Here is a 20,265-nt window from a genome sequence, read left to right as displayed (position 1 = left end):
AAATTAAATAGTTAAAAAAGCAGCTACTGTGACAAATCGCATGTTTTCGCTACGTAAATCCCTTTATGCTAGTAACAAGGGTATGGTTGCCCGGTCATCCGAGCCGAGCGGTCAAAGGATGCCCAAATCCATACATAAAGGCGGAATGAAGATGATAGATTACCGAACATTGGTGACACAGCAATCCATGCATTTGTATAGCGTGTTTGCCAAGTCATTCAAAAGTGTAAACGAGCATGCGGTTGCTGGCATCAAAACGGTGGGCTTCAACCCAACGGCCTTCGCCGTGATGGAAGTTTTATATCACAAGGGCGCACAGCCAATCCAACAAATTGGAGCAAAGTTGCTTCTGCAAAGCGGAAATGTCACTTATGTTATCGACAAACTGGAAAGCCGCGGTTATTTGCACCGTCACCCGTGCGACCAAGATCGTCGGATTATATATGCAGAATTGACGGACGAAGGACAACGTGTCATGGACGAAATTTATCCTGATTATACACGTCAAATTGAACGTGCCTTTAGCGGAATCAGTGAAACTGAAAGAGATCAACTCATCGGCTTGCTCAAAAAATTGGGCCGTAGCGCTGATAACTTGTCACCTTATCACAAATAGAATGAATAGTAATTTTAGCAACTAATCGTTTGTGAATAAACGAACAATCTTATAGCTGTGCTAAAACGAAAATTTAGATTTACACAGAAAAGTCCACCCTTATATTCATGGGTGGACTTTTTATATACCTGAATAGAGCGAAATATGCCCAAGCTTACGAACAGCATAAATACCTGCTTGCTATCGGCTAAAATGTTTGACCACTACATTGTTAAACACAGCCGGACCGCCATCGGAAAAAAGAGTAATTTTCTGATCCTCTAACCGCGGAAATATTAAAGAGGAATAAGCTACTTCTCCACCATCTACAAACACTTCAATGCTGGTTTTATCGACGAGAATGTTCAGGTGGACCTTTTTCTTATTAGCATCAAAAGGCGCCTTGCTCTCTACATATTTTCCACTCTGATCCGGCTGCCCGGTGTTGACTCTATTTACGTAGGAGTATTGACCGTCCACTGAGACACCCACATCGACATGACGCTTGCCATCCGTCGACTCTCGAAGCCTCAATCCTACATTTTTAATCGTGGACCAAGATACATCCGCCTCTAACTGATAGGCATCGCCTGCTACCGGAAGCCGGTGAGCACCCTCTACTTTAATCGTTCCTAATGATTTTTTGGATGTTTGGAATCGCTCCAAATTGGGTACCGGCTGTGAAACCAAACGATATCCAGCATCTGCCGTATGTTTCAGTCGAATTTGGCGAACAATCGAATCCATTCCATTAAAGCCTTCCTTTAGGGTAGGCGTGTTATTGGCATAATCCCAATTATTCATCCAGGCCAGAGCATAACGGTGGCTATATTTATCTTTATCTTTTCCTTCCTCGAACGTAACTGCACCATACCAGTCAAACCCATAATCCAGCCACTCAGGTTCACTGTGATTAGGGAGAAATGCTTCTCCATTAAAGTCCCCCGTCCAATAGGCATACGTGTTGGGTCCGCCTGTTGATTTGCTATTGGCGCTCACGCCTAGAATCCATTGATAGGTTCCATCATCCGCACGCATCCGGTAAAGATCAGGACATTCCACGAGCCCGATATTTTCCGTTTGAAAGCCGCTCGTATACCGCCAATTCTTTAAATTATCAGACTCATAAAAACCAATCTTCGTTCCCTCTGCCATGACCATCACCCATTGATTACGTTGAGTATCTCGGATGATTTTGGGATCTCTAAAGTCCTTTGTACCGGGGTTGGACATCACAGGCTTGTTGCGGTAAGAAGTAAACGTCTTGCCTTTGTCCTTACTGTACCACAAAAATTGTTCCTGCTTTCCGCCATCTGCAGAGGGCTGTGTCACAATGGCTACCAGCGTGCCTTTTCCAAAACCGGCGGTATTATTATCATCGATCACAACCGAACCGGACCAAGGATCTCCATTCGGGTTCGTATATTTTGGAATCGCCACCCCTTCATCTTTCCAATGAACCAGATCGGTTGATGTGGCATGTCGCCATTCTGTACCGTTCTTTTTGGGATAATCACGATTATATAAATAGTAATAATGATATTTTCCATCCATATAAATAGGCCGTTGAGGATCATTCTTCCACTTATCCGGGACGGTAAAATGATAGGCTGCCCGATAGGTCGGTGTTGTATGCTTACTTTGATTCGCTTGATTTTTTGGAGTTGCAGCAGATTTTTGGGGTTTGCCTGCATCCTGTTGGTACATATTCCAACCCATAGCTATGAGTATAGTTAAGCCTGTGATGATTACAACGGATCGTATCCAAATGCTCTTGGGAGCTTTTTTTCTCATTATGACGATCCTCCTTACCTCTCATTGCATCGTTATGTATCGTCCGATGGACGACAGATCGGTAAGCTACCAAGCCGCCGCCTTCGGACATACTGCATATACCTACTTATTTCTTTCCATACTCATCTGGAGATTCTTTTTTGTCATTCGTTGGATCAACCGTGATTTGCCCTTGCTCCAAAATACCATTTTTCACAACAGACGTTTTCGAGCCTTTAATATTCAGCAGGAAGCTTGGCGCGAAAGTAGATTTGTGATCCGGGAAAAGCCCACGATTGGTCATATAACTCGACACGACTACGTTATTGCCTTTACCTTGCGGGATAGCAAAATGGGCATACGTCCAGGTAACATCATCACGATCCAGATCCTGGTGAAGAACGAGACCGGTTCCATTCAGCGGTTTATAAGGCCCTGTCAAGGAAGTAGAAACATAACCCAGCATGTAAATATCATCGTCACCGATCGCATCTACAGTCACCTTGGAACCTCTTGTACTCGTAAATAAATACCACAAACCGTTCATTTTAAACACATTCGCCCGTTCAATTTCATCTGTTACCAGATTGGATGCAATCAAAGGAGGCATTACATTTTTCAACGTATAATCATCATTCAATTCAACGATACCCAGTGCGCCGTTCGCCAGCACAGCTCCCTTTTTCTTAGGGCTTTGCAGCAGGTTTTGTTGCTCTTCCGTGAAGAATTTCTTATTGCCGCCATAATAAGCTGGGTTTTGAATCGAATCTTCGCCCTGGTAGCCCGTTTCTGTCCCTGTGTTCGCTTCAAATATAATATATTTGTGGCCTTGATCCTCGACATAGTGAGGGTCTCTAAACGTATGGTTATCCATATCCACTCCGACGCTTTGCAGCACATTTTGATAGGTTTTCCCATCTCCACCGTCATAGATCGATTTCAAATCCTCGACTCCATCTACTTTCAGTGTCTTATCATCAGGCTGAGAGACATTAATTTGAGCCGTGCTCAAGGTTTGCTTGCCGTATAATTTGTTATTCGGATCATAGGGCTGTCTGCTGGTATAAAATAAACGTACTTGTCCATCAGAGGTTAAGGTAGCTGAACCTGACCATTCTTCTGACTGATTTTTTAGAATCGGATCGTTCGCAAGCAATTTATCATTGTCTTTAAATACTCTGCCGGCATTTTTCCAGCCGCTCAGTGAAGTATTGCCCGCTTTTTGATAGAACAGGTATATGAATGTATCCTCGCCTCTTTTAGGATCGCCTGCCAATCCAAAAACGATATTATACCCTTTGTAATTGGCTACTGTGCCATCGGCATTTTGTAACGGCCAAGAGTCCCAGACATCGAAATCAATCAGTTTGCCTGAGCTGTCGCGACCAATAGCAGAAGGAATATTCTTAATTGTAGACGCATCGAAGGACGGAACCTCATATTTCTCTTTGCCTTGCTGTTTGAAAATATTCAGCATGTCATTACGCGTAATTTGCGTAAATGCATTGTCTGTTTTGAGATCAGATGCATCATTTTCCTCGGCAAAAGCCTGAACGCCGCCTCCTAACAGCAAGGTAGTTGCTACTGTTGCAGTGGCTGCTTTACTGAACCATTTGTTAAACTTCAAGTACTCCATCTCCCTTAATCTAATTATGCTTCTAGATTTGAAACCCAACTTTTTGGTTGGTAGGACCATTTTATATGGTATGTCAAACGATTGATATAGACTGAAAAGCCCTATTATGTGAGGTAAGAAAACAGGTTCCTCTATGAATTTCATCCTCATATTTTCCTAGTAATTTTCTGAAAATTCCTATTTTTTTTCATTTTTATTACATTCAGAAAAATTTGCTACTTGATTTTTTTTCGTGTCCCATTTTGCTAGGTTGGTTGCTTCATTCACATGCAAAATCGTTCTAAAATAAATCATACAAAGCCCAATTTGTAAGCGGGTTCAAAAAAATGGTTCCTAGTACCCTACAGCTCAATTCAGAAACAAACTTTTTGTTACAATTTCTTAAGACTTTTTTACCATTTTGTTACCTATACCCTATGAATATATCGCAATCTCAAGGGGATTTTTATTTCCTTTTTGTATGCTGGGAAATTTATTGGTCCTATACGAGATGGTTTTTGTTGAATCAGTAGGAGGAGAGACCTTTGAATAAAGAGATAGCCCGGACTTTTATTCAAGGTCCGAGCTATCTCTTTTATAATGAAAGATTTATATTATTTTTTATGCATGTTCTCTTTGTGGTGTCTTTATGCGCTGATCTGCCTCTTCTTCCGTTCCCGGCGGACGGTTCCGCAGTCCGAGGACGACAAACCAGCTAATAACTGCAATAACGACCATGATAACGAACAGGGAATGCAGACTGTTTTCTAGTACAGAACGAAGTAATCCGGCAACCTTGTCACTTAGACTCTGTGAAGCATGAGGTGCAAGCAGACCGTTAATATCCTCCTGCGTTACCCCTTGCTGTGTAAGCTGTCCATCTGCTGTCTGGGCAGCAATGCGATAATTCAGCCATGAGCCGAAGGCTGCAACCCCAATCGTTTGCCCCAACGTGCGCAGGAATGTATTCAAAGCTGTAGACGCGCCACGCAGCTGGAATCCGACCGAGGACTGGGCAATAATCGTAAACACAGTTATCGAGAAGCCGAATCCCAGTCCATACAACAATGTAGACAGGAACAGCAGCCAGATCGGAGCCGTTTGGCCCATCAAGGTCATGACGAAAGCCCCCAATACAATCAGGGTCAGCCCAATCAAAGAGGTTCGACGCGAGCCTAGGGTCAGCAAAATGCGTCCTCCGATCATGGAGCCAAATAGCCAGCCTACGGACATTGGAGCCAGCGCGAGACCAGATGAAGCGGCATCTCCACCGTGTACACCTTGAATCCATAGTGGAAGATAGCTAGTCAGTCCGATCAATAGAGTGCTGACTAACAGTGCTGCGGCACAGGAAAAAGCAATATCCCGTATCCGAAATAGCTTTAGTGGCACCATCGGTTCCTGAGCGCGTTTTTCAATAACCAAAAACAGAATCAGGAACAAAATGGCTACGGCAGCCAAGGCCAGCAATTCAGGAGAAGCCCAGCCGATATACTGCCCACCCAGTGCCAATACGAGCAAGAGGGCCGTCATCCCGATGGTAAAGGTAACCGCTCCCGGCACGTCAATACGTGCGGTACGCTTGCTTACCTGTTCACGCAAGTAACGGGCGATGAAGAACATAGCCAGCAATCCAAAGGGGACGTTAAAGCCGAAAATCCACTCCCAGCCAAAATAGGTAACCACATAACCGCCCAAGAGAGGCCCGATCAGGGAAGAAATTCCCCATACGGAGCTGATCATGCCTTGGACTTTGCCGCGTTCCTCCATTTTGTATATATCACCGATGATGGTAAAGGTAACGGGAATGACACCACCCGCACCAATCCCTTGTATAGCCCGGTAGATAATAAGCTGCTCCATACTACCAGCCAGCATACAAAGCAACGAGCCAAGTACAAACAACGAACAGCCGATTAAAAAAATGGGTTTTCGGCCAAACAAATCGCTAAGCTTGCCGAAAATGGGCGTGGTCACAGCCATCGTCAGCAAATATGCCGTGAAAATCCAACTGAGCAAATTCACGCTACCCAGCTCGCTAACAATCGTCGGTCCCGCTGGACCGATAACCGTTCCTTCAATTGCGGCCAGAAAAGTGGCCAATAGAACACCTGTCAGCACGAGTCCGCGCTTCATAGGTTTATCGTCTCCCAAGCAAATCACAAATCCTTTCCTTATAAAAACTGTGTTGTATCTGTGCGGCAAACCTTTCCTGAATGGATTATAACCCTCACTGCATAATCGTAAACAGGCGGCCTATATAGGCCGCCTGTTTTGTACGATGTATATATATTATTGTCTACATATCGTTAATTTTTGTCAACTATAATCGTATGATTAATCTCACTATTTTCCATTTTATAGAGATGGCCCTCTTCCATGCACAGAACATCGCTGGCAAAGCTTTCAGCTACCTGCATATCGTGGGTGATGACCAGAAAAGCCGCACCTTCGGCAGACTGCTCTGTGCACATACGAAGTAGAATATTCGCTCCTTCGTAATCCGTTCCTGCGGTAGGCTCATCCAAAATGTATAGCTTTTTGGGCAAGATGAACTGTGCCGCAACGCTCAAGAGCCTTTTTTCGCCTCCACTTAGCAGGTACGGGGAGGCATCCAGTCTGTGCTCCAGCCTGGCAGCGGCCAGCAAGCGCTGCGCCCGTTCCACATATGCAGCGGGAACCGGCTCCCCGGTCCGTAAACCAAGCTTGGCGCGCACGCTGTACAAGCACTCCTCCCACACCGTTGCAGCTGCAAACTGATGCTCTGGCTGCTGGAACACATAACCGATTCCGGCAGCCAGCTGGTAAATTGGCAGCTTCGCCATATCCTGCCCCTCCCACCGCATGCACCCCTTCGGTGCAGGGAGTAGGCCCATGAGCAACTTACCGAGCGTGGTTTTACCCGAGCCGTTCTCACCCAGCAATACGGCTCGTTCACCGGGCGCAAGAGCTAGGCTCACGCCCTTTAGCGCTGCCCGCTGGCTGCCGGGATAGGTGAAGGTCAACCCCTTCACCTCCAACAACGGCTGCCCAGTGCGGTCCGCTGCTGAGCCGGGATTCACCCCCGGCTCACGCGGCATGTCTCCCCTCCCTGCGGGAGAGGGGAGCAGCCCCAAGGCGGCCAGCTGCGCACCATGTTCGCGCAGCAGCGTTTCTGGCGGACCCTGCAGCTGCACGGTCCCGCCCTTCAGGACGATGATGCGCTGCGCTGCACGCGCATCATCGTCTATACGGCCGGACGCAGTGACCACCGTCCGGCCTTCGGCATGGAGCCGCCGACATAACAGGGCGAAGTCGCGTACAGCCGGCGGGTCCAACTGCGCAGCTGCGTCGTCGAACACGACCAGCGGCGCTTCCAACGCCAGTACCGCAGCAATCGCGGTGCGTTGGCGCTGGCCTCCCGAGAGGCGCCGCACGAAGGAGTCGCGCTCGGGAGCTAGGCCGACGGCCTCCAGCGCAGCAGCAATGCGCTGCGCTATTTCTGCCGGAGGCACGCGCAGGTTCTCCGGCCCAAAAGCAATCTCGTCTTCGACGATTCCCTGCACCAGCTGAGCATCCGGGTCCTGAAGCACCACGCCGACAGTGGTGGCGACAGTAGCCAGATCAGCGGTATCGGGGTCCATCCCGTACACGGTCAGCTCCCCCGTCCGTTCGCCTTCACCGGAACGGGACAACCCGCCATGAAGTAGCTGACATAGCGTAGACTTTCCACTTCCGCTGGCTCCGACAATGGCTACATGCTCACCCACCGCAATGTCCAGTGTCAGACCATGTAACGCTGGCTCTACCTGATCATCATACCGATAGCCAAAATTCTTCAAGGATACGGCTATTTTACGGCTAGAATTATAATCACTATGTTCATTCATAACTGAAATATCCTCGATCCCCATTGTTGAAGATATAACCACATGTATAGCCACGGCTATGCACGTGAAGCGCGTCCCAGTTCAAAACGTTTTAACAGTCCCGTACGATTTAAAGCATCACCCAACACTTTCGTCAGCAGACCGCACAGGACAATGCCGCTCAGGATACGAACGACCAGTGCAATCGTCAGCACCTTCCAGCCCCAATGCATATAGCCAAACATATTGGCTGCGACAATAAACCACAGCGGAACCATAGCCCCACCCACTAGCATCAGCGAAACTGCGTTCCAGCGTCGATACCGCAACAAGGCAAATACCAACTCAGCCGCTATCATATAGCAGACAGCCGCCGCGATAATAGAAGCAATTCCATAGGCAGAGCCCATAAAGGATTGCACCACCGCGCCAAATGCATAAGCAATAACCGCCGTACCCGGCTTACGAATAATATAATAAGCCAACAAGCCGTATATCATGTACAGCCCGACAATAGCGGAAGTTGCGATAGGCCCTCCCAGACTGTTTAATGTTTTGTTAATGAGCGACAAATACACGGTCATGACGCCGTTCAACGTGGCCAGCATCGCCATGAGTACGATATCCAGCGTTGTAAACTTTGCAAACATACGAGATTCCTTCATATGTATTTCTTGACTCCTCTCCCTATCTAATCTATAAGATTACAGCTCTGATCCTTGTAAAAGCTGCTACTGTATAAATGTATTCATTTGCAGCCTTATTGTCAACCTAATTATATTTTACAGGTTGACAATAAGAACAAAAATAAGAGGCTTCACTTTATAAGCTCCACCATAAAACAGCCGTAGTTAATACAGCAGTCACCGCACATAAGTTGCCTAAACGCCCATTGTTCAGTGTACGAAGATATGTCCGTTCTGCATAAGCACCGAAACCTTTGCCCTCCATAGCCAGCGCCGTCTGCTGAACCCGTCTTACAGCATTCACCAACACGGCAGCCGCATACCCGCTCCACCATGATAACCGATTGCTCCACCCTCGTGGTGGTTCCTGTCCACGAACACGCCGTGCTGCCATAATTGTTCTCCCTTCTTCTTCCAATAAGGGGAGAAACGTCAGTGCCACCGAAATACCGAACGCAAACCGATAAGGAACACGCAAGCGCAGATTCAATGCCTGCACAAAATCTCGGGGATCGGTCGTCGAGAGATAGATATAAGATGCCAAAAACAACACAAAAATCCGCAACGTTAACGCCCCTGCGATGTCCAGCCCCTCTGCTGTAATGACAATGGGTCCCCATGCAGCCACGGTATGTCCTTCTCGAATCGCTAGGATAGACAATATAAAATACGGAATACCTAAACCAATCAGGAACGACATAGCCCGAAGTTGGCGTGCTAAGGGCAAACCTGCGCCCAAGCCAGCCACAGCAATCAGTACAGCCAAGAGTGCTGCTTCCCGCAACGTCGAATCCCAAGCCATCGACAGGAGGCTAAAGCATCCCACCCATATTAGCTTACTTAACGGCCCTAGCCTGTGCAGCGGCGATGAACCGCCGTTATACTGAAACAGCATTTCGTTGTGCCTCCAGTCTGAGCCATTCTTCATGCAGTAAAGAATACATCAGCATATCCTTAAAGCCTGTAGATGTATGCTGTACCTGCCGCAACAGTCCTTCCTGTGTCCAGCCCATCGAGGACAGCAGGGCTTGCGAGCCTGTATTACGCGGGTCCACCAGCGCTTCGATCCGATTCAACCGAATCGTGTTATACCCGAATGACAGCACCAAGCGTAGCGCCTCGGTCATGTAACCCTGTCGCCAATAAGGCTTGGCTATTTCATAACCAATCTCGGCTTTATAAGCTCCCTCCGTCTGCCAATAATTAAAACCACAGCTTCCAATCAACTTCCCGTTCTCCTTCAGCTCTACTCCCCAGCGCAGCGCATCCTCCGTCTTCGCCAGCTCATTCAACAGCTCAATCATATCCTCTGCGTCCTCACGTCCTGACATACCAGAAAGATTCATATAACGGTGAACCTCCGGGTCAGACCAGCAAGCGAACATCGTAGCCGCATCCCCGCTTTCCATCCTTCGCAGCCGAAGACGCGGACTTTCCAGCGGTGGTACATGCCCCTTACATGCATATGCACACATGTTCAATCATCCTTCCAGCATTAAAATGACTAAATATACGCTACATTTAAGCATACACCTTCAACAAACACAACCTTATTTAAAGCTGAGAAGCTTATATATATAAATAGCCCTCCTGTTCCTAGGATTAGGAATTAGAAGGGCATCTTCTATATTATTAAGAGATTAAACTGTGGTGCGAGTGGTTTTTTTCACAACATCCTTGTACAGTACACCCAGCATCGACTGAATTTCCTGTAATTCATCGATCCCTGCGCCGGTAATGCTGAACATATCATCATGCGGTGTCAGAAAGTTTTCCTGCGTCAGGTTTTCAAGCTCCTGCTTGACCTCACGTTCTCCTACACGGTAACCGCGCTCTTCCAACACAGGTTGAATATCTCTTACCGTGAGATCGTTCTGATGTGCATAAGAAAGCATCTGTATACGGATAAACAAGTTCTGAACATCTGCATGCATAATTGTAACTCCTCTCTGGCCTAGGCCACCATGTTACACTGTTTTTACCCATAGAGGATAAGCTGGAAACAGATGAGGGCAGCTTTCCCCTTCCCAAAATGATTCTGTACAGAGGTTAGAGTACGGAGAATACCGAAAGGTTACAGAGTGATTTTCCACTTGACTGAATATATACAATCGTTATATCTTAAATTAATTAACCAATGGTAAAAGCGAATTGGATAATTACCTATTTTTGGCGATATATACAACACTTAATGTGAAAATTTAATGTTAGGAGCGTGAACTCTACATGTTTCAAACTATACCTTACGAAGGCACACGTCATGAACAATTCGAATCGGTTCTCGGACAACTCCGGGCACTTATTCATGATGAATCCAATACCATTGCCAATTTGGCAAATGCTTCAGCATTACTTGGTCATTTCCTTCCAGATATTAATTGGAGCGGCTTCTATCTTTATGATGGCACTGAGCTTGTACTTGGTCCTTTCCAGGGCTTACCTGCATGTATACGGATTCCATTGGGACGTGGCGTATGCGGTACCGCAGCAGCAGAACAACGAACACTTGTTATAGATGATGTACATGCGTTTCCAGGACATATTGCCTGTGACGCTGCTTCCAATAGTGAAATCGTTATTCCCCTTGTCAAGAATGGGGAACTGATTGGAGTGCTGGACATTGACAGCCCGCTAAAAGGTCGCTTTGATCACGAAGATCGTGTATTCCTAGAGGAATTTACGGCTATTCTGGTAGCCAGCCTATAACCAAAAATAGCGCATATATATCGTCTTCCTTCGCCACAATATAGGAGGGTCTGAAACCCAAAACTATCCGGCGAAGGAGATTGATGATTCATGTACAACAACATGGCTCCACAACAACAACTTCATCAATGTGAACAAATCATGCAACAATTGGTACAACAAACACAGCAAGGAACTGCCATGTATCAGCAGTTGCTGCAACAAGAACAACAAAATGCATCCAGTCTTGAAAGCCTGGTGCAACGTGAACGAAGCGCAGCTCAAATGATCCAAACTGCAATTCAGCATCACCAGCAGGCTATGCAGCAATACCAGCAAGTTATTCAACTGTGTAGTCAGTTGGAAAACTCCATCCGTTCCAGCAGTCAAATGACTCAGCCCGGATTTGGCGATAGCTTTGCTTCCCGCAGTATGCAACCAACCTCCTTTAATACAGGAAGCCACATGAATCACAGCTTTCCGCAACATATGGGAACGACTGGACAGCATTTCGCAAGCAGTGGCATGCAACATTACGGAAACAGCAGCCAGCAAGGCATGAGAACAGCACAAAGCAGCATGTAAGCTGCTTTACACACAAAAAGGGTAAACAACAAGCCATCGGAATTGGCTTGTTGTTCACCCTTTGTTAATTTAATTCCCGTTCGGCTAGAACCTTCATCCCGTCTCGCAAATACTCAGCCAGTCCGGGGCGATAGCCTTCATACATCTTATTGAAATCCTCATGCTCCACATACAAATCTCCCAGCCCGCTATAAATTTCTGCTGTAGGGGTATAGAATCGGCTTACCCATTGAAGATGACGGCGGATTAGCGCCTGTACTTCTTCACTGTTATGCTTCAATCCTTTATTCATGGCTTCTGCCAGCCGCCGATGAATCTGATCAGCCTCTGCCTGCGAATCCAAATAATCCTCTTTGCTCCAGTTCTTCGTCGCCGTCTTGCTCTCCTGAATTGTTTCCTGAGCCTCTTGACCATAACGTTCTGTCAAATCACGTTCATACATTTCCTGCTTTTCCGGATTAAACCCTTGGTACATGTCCTCTGGTTTCATTGCTTGCTCCCCTTTCAAATGAGCCACCGTTTCGTCGATGGTCTGTAGGAGAGTATGCAAGCGGAAGACTTTGGCCTCAACCTTGGCTCGATGCTCCTGCAAAACCTCGGCTTTTTGTTCCTTGGTTTGCTCCAGCACATTTCCAATTTCAGATAAAGGCAAATCCAGTTCCCTGTACACCATGATTTGCTGAAGCCTCAACAGTTGTTCCTGTTCGTAATAGCGATATCCATTATTCCCAATATGATGCGGTTTCAGCAATCCTATTTCATCATAATAATGCAAAGTTCGTACGCTGATTCCCGACAGATTAGATACTTCCTTCACCGTATAAGCCATTCCGCTTCACCTCCCTTGCTTGACAGTCTACAGTCTCACGTGGCGTGAGAGTCAACGCCCCCCACTCGCCCACCTTGGTACTACACTTTTACCCTATAAGCGCGTTGTGAACCGCCCATTTGCCAACCATTTTCCATACTTACGACCTAGAATCTGCATCTTTAGATATCTATGCAAAAAAGCCCTCCAGCACGTATTCTCAAATATGCCGGGGGCTCCATCTATTCGATTTGACTTTACCACTATTTACAGATCAAACGATACCTAAGAGAGGCTTTTCCCCATAACCACATGATCATAAAAGGCTATCTTTTGAATAATTTTCTCCAAATTGTACTGTGTTCGTGCCACATGTTCTTCCACTTTCTTTTTGTGGGCTACAAGGAAATCTCTTCTCTCTTGGATTGTGGCTTCTCCTTTTACATTTAGCTCAAGGTATGCCTTAATTTCTTCAATGGTCATCCCTGTATCTTTCATAGCCATAAGGAACCTAATCCAATCGATTTGTTTTTCGGTATATACCCTTCTTCCACCTTCATCCCGACCCACATCAGGTAATATGCCTTCTTTTTCATAATAACGAAGAGTAGATGCGGGCAATCCGCTCTTCATTTGAACTTCTTTAATGGAGTACATAGTTATTCCCCTCCTCGTTCTTTTATTTTCTCTTCAAGTCAGCTTTAACGATAAGTATAAGTTTTCATAGTAAAGAGTGCAAAATTAAGTTGTTTCTGTAATAGTGTAATTCACAGCTCCTTATCCCGTGTTACTAACAATTTCTTGCCAACTAGAATATTCTTTATGAATATATATCGGAAATTCTTTATAATCTCCTCAACACGTTTCCCCCAATAACAAAACATATTTTGGAAATTACTTGTATACTTTTCAACAGTTTACTAAATATATGCGATTGCTTCTCTAAGCCTATTCTTTTTTATCATAACTATTTAGTATTATAAGGATATAAAAAAAGGAGGTTATCATTTGAAAAGTACAGGTATGACACGTCCCCTAGATGCGTTAGGCCGTATCGTTATCCCCAAAGAAATGCGAATTTCCATGGATTATAATGTGGGTGATCCTGTTGAGATTTTTGCAGATGAGGAAACTGGTATTCTTGCCTTTCGAAAATATACTGGGGTGACGTGTAAAATGTGTGGTTCAACAGAACAATTAACTTATTTTAGAGACAGCTTTATTTGCGGGGAATGTATTGAAAGTTTAAAAAAGGGAATACATTTTAGCCCTATCCTAAGACCAGCCAAATCAGCTTTATCCAACTCACAACGATCTATTAAAGAGCCCAAACGTCTGCGACGATCGACACAACAGATGATCGAAAGTCTAAAAGAATTAATGCAAAAACACCCCAATGCAGCACAGCACGAATATGCCAAAATACTTGAGGTTTCCCAAGCCCGTATATCCCAGCTCAAAAAAATGCTCTAACTACAGCTTGATACCCTACATAGATATACACCAGAGATTTCATCATGTGTAGCTACTTTTGAACCGTGATACGCAGCATCATAGCTAACCGACAAAACGCATGAACGTCCATGCGAAAATTCCACACTAGGTATAAAGAACCAGTGAATGACTTGCAAGCGAGAACGCCTATAAGCAGAAGGCTGTGCTACATTTAATAATGGTTCCTGAATTAAAAAATGACCTTCCTTAATCTGAGAAGGTCATTTCATTTATTTATTCATTTTTCTACGGTAAACCACCCCACACTCTTCCATTTTTGATGCTATAAACCAAATGCTTTTCATTCGTAAGCCTATCCATTCTTAGCAGTTAACCGGTATCGCCCCTTAGTTTACTTCTTAGATATTTATAGAAAGAATCGACCTCTTGCTTCAAGTCAATTAAACGGCCCCAGGATTCAATATTTGTAAGTACGTTCAGGATAAGCATCACTGCTTGGTTATAGAGTCCTCTGCCAGCTAGAAGCTGGGCCGTTCCGTACTGGTAATAGATTAACTCGATTTGATTAGGATGGTTTTTATCATATAGCAAAAGCTCAAAGGCTGATTCAGCTTTCTCGTACTGTGCCTGCTTTACATAAGCTACTCCTAGGTTAAAATATGCCTCAATTGTCTTCTCCCCGCCATAAGTTCGGCTTATTTCATTAGCTTGTTCGTACTGTGCAGTCGCTTCTTCGAAATTGCCCTTCATTGAACTGATCTCACCCTTAACCAAAAGCAGACGGTGAAGAATAAGAGGGGAGTATGGCTCAAAGATTATTCCCCTAATTATTGCCTGAGCAACATCCAGTTGGCCGGTTTTTAAGTAGCATCTTGCCTTTAATACCTCACCAAGAATCTTCAAATCCGTAGCGTCAGGGTCACTTTGATCCATTATGGCTAATTCATTCAGCCCTTCTCCAAGGTAGTGAAGTCCATTCTCATTTTCACCGGTCTCAATGAGTGACCAACCAGCACCATCAATATAAAACATAGCTGCCAACATCGGGTTCCCTGCAGAGCTTGCATATTTTGCAGCTTTAATGCAGTATTCTGTCCTTGTCTCTAGATTAATCCGACTTAAAAAATGGGTTATTCTTAACATGATTTGAATTAGAGTATTGGAATCATGATTATCTGCCCACTTGAGCAATTTAAGGATGTTTGGCCACTCGGATTTTACCGGAGCCAGATCTCTTCCTAACAAAAAGCTCCAATACGCCTCAGTGGGCTGCTCCCTCTTGAGATGAGTATCTAGATAAGAAAGGTAATACGAACTCCAATTCCTCCGAAGTTCCTTTTCCAACTCAGGGTTGTCGTTAAGGTGCTGTTCTCCATAGGTGAGGACTGTTTGATGTGCCTGATAGTGGAGACGGCCGTTGCTTCGCTCCGTTTCGACCAAGGAGAAGCTTCTCAGCAAACGAAGGGCCTCATAAAAGTTCTTCTGATTAAGTCCCGCCGTATTGGCCCAGCTGTCTTCAACGGTCGAATCACTAAAAAAGCCGAATGTCTGCCATAACCGTCGTGCTTCTTCCGTACAGCGCTCCCAACTTCGACCGAACAGAAAACTAAACAGAGAGGAGAGATTGTGCCCGGAACGAGCAATTTCATTGATCAGCTCACTGACTTGAATATCATCGTCAGCAAGGTCAGCGACAATCAGGGAGATTGCCTTTGGGTTGCCTGCCGTAGCCATGATGAGCCGCTGTAATGCTTCTTCATCATCTGTCAGAAGCTTATTAAGGCGCTCTTTCTTGGCAGGCTGATAACTCATTTGTATTTGGTAATTTACTTCCTCTTTAAAGTAGGTTAGAGCCTCCATGGGCTCAAGTCCATTCAGTGTAATTGTGTATATTTCTTTCTGTGAGAGAGCATGTAGCAGGCTGTGATTCTCACGTGCAGTTAATAGGATTTTCACGCCGGGTGGAACTGTAGCCACAAATTCATGAATTTCATTATTGGCCATATCTATACTATCGATTATCAGCAGCAACGGTTTCTGTAGAGCGGCCGAAGCAAGTACGTTCCGCACAACTAAACGTTTCTCATTCAGTAATTTTTCCAGCAATTCGCTGCGGCCTAGCTGATATGCAATGGTGTCTAAAAAATCGTTTAAGGTCAAATTTCGTAGTTCGGCACTCACCCAGATAACATGGGAAAGGTCAGGCCAAACTAAAGCCGGGGAGCTGGCTTCGCCATGTGGATCACCAATACAAGCATATGCGATTTCCAGCGCAATCGTCGTTTTACCCATGCCTCCCCAGCCAGTCAGAAGACAGATGGGGGAAGGAGAGCGTAGCCATAAAGATATATATTCGAGATCATGCAGGCGCCCAATAAAGGAGCTTGTCCAGCGGCCGGGAAGATTATGCTCAAGGAGATAGGAGTGTTCCTCTTCAGCTTCAATGGATTGCGAATCAGTGAAGAACGTCTTTACCAGATTTTTGATCTCTTGATCTGCCGGAGTACCGTACGATCCGTTATCCAGCAAAACTTTAGCTTTGCGAAAGCAGGAGATCAGCCAATCCGCAGTTGGAGGATCAATAACCGGAATGGAAGTGGTCAGCAATAGGTCGTTGAACCAACGAGTATTCATTACTTCTTTTTCCATAATGATCCACAGAAGACCCAAAAGTTTGCCGTCTTCCACTCGGCTGGGGATATATTTAGGGCCCATTTGACCCATCCAACTTTTAATAGTATTAGAAGATACACCGATCCGGGCTGCAATACGGTCCATATAAGATTCGGAAAAGGATCTACCTGAGGGAACCGATTCTCTTTTCTTACGGCGGGTTCGGTATTCGGGATGCTCCCTGAGGGTTGAAATGCCATCAGCAAGCAACTCAGCGAACTCTACCCTTTTATCCAATTCTGCCAATATCCCCACACTCCTTACTTCTTTCACAATAAATGTACAGCCGCGCTGTACGAAATGGACAGTTCAAAAAGATAGATAGCAATTCCATAACTATATACAATCTTATTGAAAACAAGCAAGGTATCTAATCAACTGGAAAGAAGGATCGCTAATGGACAACACTTTGGCAAGGGCGGAGCATACCACCGTACACTCAGAGGAACCACATAAGCTGAGTATTTTAGAAAAGCTATCTTACGGAAGCGGCGATCTGGCCATCAACTTCTACTGGTCGATGGTGCTGACATATATGCTGTTCTTTTATACGGATGTTGTCAGACTGCCGGCTGCCATTGTAGGAACAATGTTTCTTCTTGTACGAATCCTGGACGGATTTATAGATCTAGGTATGGGCTTTATTATCGACCGAACCCAGACACGATGGGGAAAGCTGCGGCCTTTCATTTTGTTTGGTGCGGTTCCAATGGCTATCGTAGGTATATTGTGTTTCTCTGCACCTGAATTTAGTATGACCGGTAAAGTTGTATACGCATACATCACGTACATTGCAATTATGGCCATGATGTCCTTCATCGGAACACCCTATGGTGCGCTCACATCAGCGATGACACAAAATCCTCTGGAACGTGTCAGCCTGTCATCTTACCGTATTGTTGGTTCCATGATAGGCAGTATCATTGTCTCCGTCATGACGCCGATGATTATCGAACATTTCTGGCCCCATAACGACCAGGTCGGCTATCGTAACACGTTGATGATCTACTCTGTATTCGCATTAGTGTTCTACATGATCTGTTTTGCAGGCACCCGGGAACGGGTTTCGGCCAAGAAAGCCGTGTCTCTTCCGTTTAAGAAAGCCCTTAAGGTTTTACTGCTGAATAAACCCCTGCTGTTGATATCGTTTATTTATCTGGTATTCCAAGCTGCGGCAGGTATCCGTTCATCGATTTCTATTTACTACGTAAATTACAACCTGGACCGTACGGATTTACTGTCGTTATTCATGTTGCTTACCTTTGGCGGTAATCTAATTGGTACTCTGGCTGCACCGCTTCTAACCAAATGGCTGGAAAAGAAAAACGCTATCATTCTGGGTCTATCCGGCACGATGATCTGCGGTGTTGCCCTGTTTTATACAGACTATAGCAATCTACCTATGGTTATAGTATGGACACTGTTAAGCAGCTTAATAGGTGGGATGCCTGCGGCAGTGATATGGGGGGCGCTTCCCGATACTGTAGAATACTCCGAATGGAAGACAGGGTACCGTACCGAAGGGCTCATCTATGGCATATTCAGTTTTGGACAAAAGCTGTCAATTGCGGTGTCAGGAGCACTATCTGGTTACATCCTTGAGATTTCAGGATATGTTCCGGATGCCGTACAAACTTCATCGGCACTCACTGGAATAGCACTTCTACTCTGTCTGGTTCCTGCATTGTTAAGCATTATGGGTATCGTTGCAGCATTATTTTACAAGCTCGATTCCAGACTTTTTAACCGGATTGTATCAGACTTATACCAAAAAGAATCAAAATCTCAATTATAAACAGAAAGGGTTGTAATCTATGACAAACTATCAAGTACCCCAAACAATGAAGGCTGCTGTTATGCATAATACTCGCGAAATCAAGATAGAAGAAGTTCCTGTACCAGAGATCAGTCCAGATGAAGTTCTGATAAAAGTAATAGCCGTTGGCATCTGCGGCTCTGATCTGCACTATTATACGCATGGACGAATCGGTAACTATGTCGTAGAGAAACCATTCATTCTCGGACATGAATGTTCTGGGGATATCGTGGCTGTTGGATCCAATGAAAGTCGCTTCAAGGTCGGAGACCGTGTGGCGATTGAACCGGGCGTGAGCTGTGGCAAATGTGAGGCCTGCAAGTCTGGCAGATATAATTTGTGTCCTAAGGTAGAGTTTCTGGCAACCCCTCCGTTTGATGGGGCCTTTGTTCAATATCTTAAAATGCGAGAGGATTTTGTATTCCAGATCCCTGATAACCTGACCTACGAGGAGGCGGCTCTGGTTGAACCATTCTCGGTAGGCATCCATGCGGCTGCCCGCTCCCAATTGCAGCCTGGATCTTCTATTGCAATTATGGGTATGGGACCTGTCGGTTTGATGGCTGTAGCCGCTGCTAAGTCTTATGGTGCTTCGACAATCATTGTAACCGATCTTGAGCCTCTCCGCCTTGAAGCTGCCAAGAAGATGGGAGCTACACATACCATCAATGTGTTGGAGCAGGATGCGGAGAAAGAAATCAAACAAATCACTAACGGTCATGGTGTAGATACAGCTTGGGAAACTGCAGGTAATCCTAAAGCACTCCAATCTGCACTTGGTAGTTTGGCACGCGGAGGCAAGATGGCAATTGTCGGCCTTCCTGCACAGGCGGATATTCCTTTCAATGTTCCTTTCATAGCGGATAACGAGATAGATATTTACGGTATTTTCCGCTATGCCAACACCTATCCGAAGGGGATTGAATTCCTTTCGTCAGGTAGTATTGACGCTAAGGTACTAATCACTGATAAATATCCATTGGAGCAAACCTATGAAGCAATGGAGCGTGCACTAAACTATAAAAGCGAATGTTTGAAGGTCGTTGTATACCCAAATGAATAGAATTTACTGGAAATAGTAAATAGGACGGAAGAGGATATCCGGTTAAGGATACCCTCTTCTCTTCATGGGTCTGGCTTTAGATGATATAAATTGATACCCCTAGAAGCCGCTATTTAATGGCTTTTTCATCTATAAAATAATCGCTGTTGTCTAAATGCGGTTGTTACATTGAGCTTCGTCACCTTATAACCTTTAATAAGAGGATTTAAAAAAGCTGCTGAATATTTAGACTATGCGCAATCCTCAGTGATTGCACATGTTAAAGCCGGATGATGATCTTGATGCGATAAGTATGTCTGTCCTCGTATTTCATTAACGATGATGACATCGAAGAATGAATAATTCTGTAACGATCCATCTCCGGGTATGTGCAAAAATTTTGGCTGCAACTCATTAAATTATCGGAGGGATTAACGGAATTGATATATGGTATTTTATAGCGTAATCAAGTTAAATTTCGTGTGTTATACTAAAAAAACATGCTAGGACTTATAAGAATGAATCCACTGTTGAAGGAGGATAAAAATGTATAATTTTATAGCCCCCCCAGTAGAACCACAACAGTAGGATCTACTGTGAAGGTATCTACATGAAGTTTGATGTTCCTTTTCCATAGATTCTACTGTATGCAAGGGCAGACTATATCTTGTCGGTCTAACCATC

The 20,265-nt window shown here is 45.1% G+C and carries 17 protein-coding genes; 6 read left to right on the top strand and 11 right to left on the bottom strand.

The features are described 5' to 3' along the window. Positions 1–151 precede the first annotated feature (151 nt). Positions 152–616, top strand: coding sequence for a MarR family winged helix-turn-helix transcriptional regulator (locus tag C1T21_RS01870; RefSeq protein WP_013369372.1), 465 nt, complete (start codon positions 152–154; stop codon positions 614–616). Positions 617–796: 180 nt separating this feature from the next. Here C1T21_RS01870 and C1T21_RS01865 read toward each other — a convergent pair whose 3' ends face one another. From C1T21_RS01865 to C1T21_RS01825, 8 genes are all read right to left on the bottom strand, one after another. Further along, complete coding sequence (locus tag C1T21_RS01865; RefSeq protein WP_103046977.1) at positions 797–2,389, bottom strand: glycoside hydrolase family 32 protein; 1,593 nt, start codon at positions 2,387–2,389, stop codon at positions 797–799. Positions 2,390–2,495: 106 nt separating this feature from the next. Further along, a complete protein-coding gene (locus tag C1T21_RS01860) occupies positions 2,496–3,995 on the bottom strand; it encodes a glycoside hydrolase family 68 protein (protein ID WP_103046976.1) in 1,500 nt (499 codons plus the stop codon). A 609-nt stretch (positions 3,996–4,604) separates the two neighbouring features. Next, the gene (locus C1T21_RS01850) at positions 4,605–6,119 is read right to left on the bottom strand and encodes an MDR family MFS transporter (protein ID WP_103046975.1); all 1,515 of its coding nucleotides are present in this window, start codon (positions 6,117–6,119) and stop codon (positions 4,605–4,607) included. Positions 6,120–6,292: 173 nt separating this feature from the next. Further along, positions 6,293–7,852 carry an ABC transporter ATP-binding protein gene (locus C1T21_RS01845; RefSeq protein ID WP_103046974.1) on the bottom strand — a complete coding sequence of 520 codons (1,560 nt, stop codon included), beginning with the start codon at positions 7,850–7,852 and terminating at the stop codon, positions 6,293–6,295. Positions 7,853–7,908: 56 nt separating this feature from the next. After that, on the bottom strand, positions 7,909–8,496 hold the full coding sequence (locus C1T21_RS01840; RefSeq protein WP_023986963.1) for an ECF transporter S component: 588 nt from the start codon (positions 8,494–8,496) through the stop codon (positions 7,909–7,911). 157 nt (positions 8,497–8,653) lie between these two features. Beyond that, positions 8,654–9,412 (bottom strand): energy-coupling factor transporter transmembrane component T family protein, encoded by a 759-nt coding sequence (locus C1T21_RS01835; protein ID WP_103046973.1) that lies wholly within the window; start codon positions 9,410–9,412, stop codon positions 8,654–8,656. Continuing rightward, complete coding sequence (locus C1T21_RS01830) at positions 9,396–9,992, bottom strand: GNAT family N-acetyltransferase (RefSeq protein ID WP_103046972.1); 597 nt, start codon at positions 9,990–9,992, stop codon at positions 9,396–9,398. The genes C1T21_RS01835 and C1T21_RS01830 overlap by 17 nt, the downstream gene beginning before the upstream one ends. Before the next feature lie 165 nt (positions 9,993–10,157). Then, the gene (locus C1T21_RS01825; RefSeq protein WP_043882052.1) at positions 10,158–10,451 is read right to left on the bottom strand and encodes a hypothetical protein; all 294 of its coding nucleotides are present in this window, start codon (positions 10,449–10,451) and stop codon (positions 10,158–10,160) included. 292 nt (positions 10,452–10,743) lie between these two features. Here C1T21_RS01825 and C1T21_RS01820 point away from each other — a divergent pair, with 292 nt between their 5' ends. Together C1T21_RS01820 and C1T21_RS01815 are read left to right on the top strand one after the other, a co-directional pair. Beyond that, positions 10,744–11,223, top strand: a complete 480-nt coding sequence (locus tag C1T21_RS01820; protein WP_103046971.1) for a GAF domain-containing protein — start codon at positions 10,744–10,746, stop codon at positions 11,221–11,223. A gap of 90 nt (positions 11,224–11,313) precedes the next feature. Continuing rightward, complete coding sequence (locus C1T21_RS01815; RefSeq protein WP_025719268.1) at positions 11,314–11,787, top strand: hypothetical protein; 474 nt, start codon at positions 11,314–11,316, stop codon at positions 11,785–11,787. Positions 11,788–11,851: 64 nt separating this feature from the next. Here the strand turns inward: C1T21_RS01815 and C1T21_RS01810 are convergent, their stop codons facing one another. After that, on the bottom strand, positions 11,852–12,616 hold the full coding sequence (locus C1T21_RS01810; protein WP_103046970.1) for a MerR family transcriptional regulator: 765 nt from the start codon (positions 12,614–12,616) through the stop codon (positions 11,852–11,854). A 264-nt stretch (positions 12,617–12,880) separates the two neighbouring features. Next, entirely contained in the window at positions 12,881–13,252 is a 372-nt protein-coding gene (locus C1T21_RS01805) for a MerR family transcriptional regulator (RefSeq protein WP_103046969.1), read from the bottom strand. A gap of 351 nt (positions 13,253–13,603) precedes the next feature. Between C1T21_RS01805 and C1T21_RS01800 the strand changes: the two genes are divergently transcribed. Continuing rightward, positions 13,604–14,068 (top strand): AbrB/MazE/SpoVT family DNA-binding domain-containing protein, encoded by a 465-nt coding sequence (locus C1T21_RS01800; RefSeq protein ID WP_013308700.1) that lies wholly within the window; start codon positions 13,604–13,606, stop codon positions 14,066–14,068. 351 nt (positions 14,069–14,419) lie between these two features. Here C1T21_RS01800 and C1T21_RS01795 read toward each other — a convergent pair whose 3' ends face one another. Continuing rightward, positions 14,420–16,969: a tetratricopeptide repeat protein gene (locus C1T21_RS01795; protein ID WP_103046968.1), complete on the bottom strand. Its 2,550-nt coding sequence runs from the start codon at positions 16,967–16,969 to the stop codon at positions 14,420–14,422. A gap of 151 nt (positions 16,970–17,120) precedes the next feature. On the opposite strand from C1T21_RS01795, the gene C1T21_RS01790 reads away from it, so the two are divergent. Further along, a complete protein-coding gene (locus C1T21_RS01790) occupies positions 17,121–18,518 on the top strand; it encodes a glycoside-pentoside-hexuronide (GPH):cation symporter (RefSeq protein WP_103046967.1) in 1,398 nt (465 codons plus the stop codon). Between the two features lie 19 nt (positions 18,519–18,537). Then, positions 18,538–19,602 (top strand): NAD(P)-dependent alcohol dehydrogenase, encoded by a 1,065-nt coding sequence (locus tag C1T21_RS01785; protein ID WP_103046966.1) that lies wholly within the window; start codon positions 18,538–18,540, stop codon positions 19,600–19,602. The last annotated feature ends 663 nt before the right edge of the window (positions 19,603–20,265 follow it).

Origin of the sequence: Paenibacillus sp. F4 (assembly GCF_002894905.1) — a bacterium.
Lineage (GTDB): Bacteria > Bacillota > Bacilli > Paenibacillales > Paenibacillaceae > Paenibacillus > Paenibacillus polymyxa_B.
The sequence above is the reverse complement of the archived record's forward strand: the minus strand, read 5'-3'. Positions and strand labels throughout refer to the sequence as shown.

Coding starts and splice junctions, on each gene's coding strand:
- C1T21_RS01870 (WP_013369372.1), top strand. CDS start 152: ATGATAGATTACCGAACATTGGTGACACAGCAATCCATGCATTTGTAT.
- C1T21_RS01865 (WP_103046977.1), bottom strand. CDS start 2,389: ATGAGAAAAAAAGCTCCCAAGAGCATTTGGATACGATCCGTTGTAATC.
- C1T21_RS01850 (WP_103046975.1), bottom strand. CDS start 6,119: ATGAAGCGCGGACTCGTGCTGACAGGTGTTCTATTGGCCACTTTTCTG.
- C1T21_RS01845 (WP_103046974.1), bottom strand. CDS start 7,852: ATGAATGAACATAGTGATTATAATTCTAGCCGTAAAATAGCCGTATCC.
- C1T21_RS01840 (WP_023986963.1), bottom strand. CDS start 8,496: ATGAAGGAATCTCGTATGTTTGCAAAGTTTACAACGCTGGATATCGTA.
- C1T21_RS01835 (WP_103046973.1), bottom strand. CDS start 9,412: ATGCTGTTTCAGTATAACGGCGGTTCATCGCCGCTGCACAGGCTAGGG.
- C1T21_RS01830 (WP_103046972.1), bottom strand. CDS start 9,992: ATGTGTGCATATGCATGTAAGGGGCATGTACCACCGCTGGAAAGTCCG.
- C1T21_RS01825 (WP_043882052.1), bottom strand. CDS start 10,451: ATGCATGCAGATGTTCAGAACTTGTTTATCCGTATACAGATGCTTTCT.
- C1T21_RS01820 (WP_103046971.1), top strand. CDS start 10,744: ATGTTTCAAACTATACCTTACGAAGGCACACGTCATGAACAATTCGAA.
- C1T21_RS01815 (WP_025719268.1), top strand. CDS start 11,314: ATGTACAACAACATGGCTCCACAACAACAACTTCATCAATGTGAACAA.
- C1T21_RS01810 (WP_103046970.1), bottom strand. CDS start 12,616: ATGGCTTATACGGTGAAGGAAGTATCTAATCTGTCGGGAATCAGCGTA.
- C1T21_RS01805 (WP_103046969.1), bottom strand. CDS start 13,252: ATGTACTCCATTAAAGAAGTTCAAATGAAGAGCGGATTGCCCGCATCT.
- C1T21_RS01790 (WP_103046967.1), top strand. CDS start 17,121: ATGGACAACACTTTGGCAAGGGCGGAGCATACCACCGTACACTCAGAG.
- C1T21_RS01785 (WP_103046966.1), top strand. CDS start 18,538: ATGACAAACTATCAAGTACCCCAAACAATGAAGGCTGCTGTTATGCAT.